We start from the raw sequence: 2,300 nt of genomic DNA on the forward strand, positions 1-2,300 counted from the left end.
AGGCGGGTGTCGACGCCCTCGACCTGTTTGACGTACGTCATGCGGTCGCCGGGGAGGGGCGCAAGACCGTTGTGGTCACCGGTGGATCACGTGGCATCGGATACATGATCGCTCGCGGATTTGTCGAAGGCGGTGCGACGGTCGTCATTTCGGCTCGAAAAGCCGAAGCCTGTGACGAAGCCGCGCGGGAGCTTTCGGAGTTCGGCACCTGCATCTCGCATCCGGCCGATCTGTCCACGGACGAGGGGATCGAGAGCCTCGCTGCGAAGGTCGCCGAGATTTCGCCGACGCTCGACGTACTGGTCAACAACGCCGGTGCGACGTGGGGAGCTCCGGTCGACGATTTTCCGGCCGCCGGCTTCGACAAGATTTTCGACATCAACGTCAAAGCCATCTTCCTCTTGACACAGAAGCTGTTGCCGCAGTTGCGTTCTGCGGCCAAGGCCGAAGATCCCGCGCGCGTAATCAATATCGGATCGATCGACGGACTTGTGGTGTCGGGCTCGGAAAACTTCTCGTACGGTGCCAGTAAGGCTGCGGTACACATGTTGACGCGCAAGTTGGCGGCGACGCTTGCGGGGGAACAGATCACGGTCAACGCCATTGCGCCGGGTCCGTTTCCGTCGAAGATGATGGCATTCCTCCTGGAGGACGAGCAGAGCGCAAAGGCTGTGGCGGACTCGGTCCCGTTGGGCCGGGTCGGAACTCCCCAGGACGCTGCAGGACTTGCTATCTTCCTGGCTTCGCGTGCCGGGGCTTATCTGACCGGTGCGGTGATCCCGCTCGACGGCGGTGCGAGCGGAGCGCGCTGACCGTCTGACTGATCTTCTCTGTCCGAAAAGGCCTGAAAGTCTGAACTACTATGACTTTCAGGCCTTTTCGTGGCTTTGTCCGATTGGGTTATCTGTGACTGAGGTTGCTAGATTGTCCGAGGTTCGGGGGGAACGACGACGACAACACCAACAATCCCGGCCTTGGGGGAGTCATGTTTCGCGCGGGGAGATCGTTGGGAGTGTTCGGAACAGTTGCTGCGATTGCGGCCGCTGCCGTCACGGCGGTGGCTTCGCCGGCGACGGCGGCGCCGGGATGCGTCGGAGTGAGTGGTGTCGGCAGTACCGGAGGGCCGGCCAATGCGGCGCCGTGGCTCAACGGCAACACCGGAGGGTTGCCGGGCCTGTCCGGGCGTACTACCGCGATCGAAAAAGTCACCGGGACATACAGTCCCAACAAGACGGTCGATCGCTTCAATGTTCTGGGCACGGATCTGGGCATCATGTGGGACAACGGTGCCGGTCAGATTCTGACCGCTTTCGGTGACACCACCGGGCTCAGTCGCAACCCCGCCTGCGACGGTTTGGTGGGCGAGTGGCGAAGCAATGTACTCTTCCGCAGCTCGGATCGGGTGCTGGCCGACGGTATGCGCATCGACAGCGCGCCGATGGACGGCGCCGGTCAGGCACGCGAGATCATTGCCGGTCTGAAGGTTCCGGGCGTCGAGGCGTCCAGTATCCCCACCAGCGGCATTGCGGTGAACGGTGTGCAGTATCTGAGCTACATGTCGGTGCGTAACTGGGGTGAGGCCGGGCAGTGGAGCACGAACTACTCACAGATTGCCACTTCCTCGGACAACGGCGAAACGTGGGCCACGCATCCGGAAACGCTGCGCCCCAACATCGGTGGTGTTCTTCCCACCGGTGTAGGTCCTGTTGCCGGTAGTGAGAACTTTCAGATGAGCTCGATGGTGAAGGATGGCGGGTTCGTCTACAACTACGGAACCCCCGCGGGACGATCCGGCGAGGTTCGACTTTCTCGCGGATTTTTGTACCAGTCCGGATTTCGGTCGTCGCCGCCTTTCGACGCGACGAGCACGATCCAGTCCCTTTCTCTGACAGGGGTTGTCAGGTGGCACGAGCGCGGCATACCCGACGATCGTCCGATCGTGTGCAGCTCGACGACCGGCATTCCGAAGGGTTTGGACAGCAGTCGCCCTCTGCTGACGGTGAGCACGATTTTGTGCGCACCGTTCATCAGCCTGGCGCCGAAGTCTTTGATGGTGTTGTTGTTCGACATATCTCATCCCTTCATTCGAGGTGACTCTGTCCGTGCTTCCGTGCTTCCGTGCTTCCGTGGTGGGTTCCCTCTGAGAGATGCCTGTCGCTCGGGTCGGCTGCGATCTGTCACGAACCATCCAGTAGGAGAAGGACTTTGCCGACCGAGTCTTTCGATTCGAGCAACGCCTGTCCCTTGTCTGCATCGGCGAGGGGGAGCTTTGCCGAGATGATCGGTCGAATAAGCCCTCG

2 protein-coding genes are annotated in these 2,300 nt (G+C 61.3%); both read left to right on the top strand.

What is annotated here, in order from left to right; translation table 11 throughout:
- Positions 1-23 precede the first annotated feature (23 nt).
- Positions 24-812: a RhlG family 3-oxoacyl-ACP reductase gene (locus ABT116_RS42995; RefSeq protein ID WP_502984044.1), complete on the top strand. Its 789-nt coding sequence runs from the start codon at positions 24-26 to the stop codon at positions 810-812.
- A 200-nt stretch (positions 813-1,012) separates the two neighbouring features.
- The gene (locus tag ABT116_RS51120; protein ID WP_502984043.1) at positions 1,013-2,281 is read left to right on the top strand and encodes a glycoside hydrolase family 183 protein; all 1,269 of its coding nucleotides are present in this window, start codon (positions 1,013-1,015) and stop codon (positions 2,279-2,281) included.
- Positions 2,282-2,300: the final 19 nt, after the last annotated feature.

Origin of the sequence: Streptomyces sp. NPDC002130 (assembly GCF_040296465.1) — a bacterium.
Classification (GTDB): domain Bacteria; phylum Actinomycetota; class Actinomycetes; order Streptomycetales; family Streptomycetaceae; genus Streptomyces.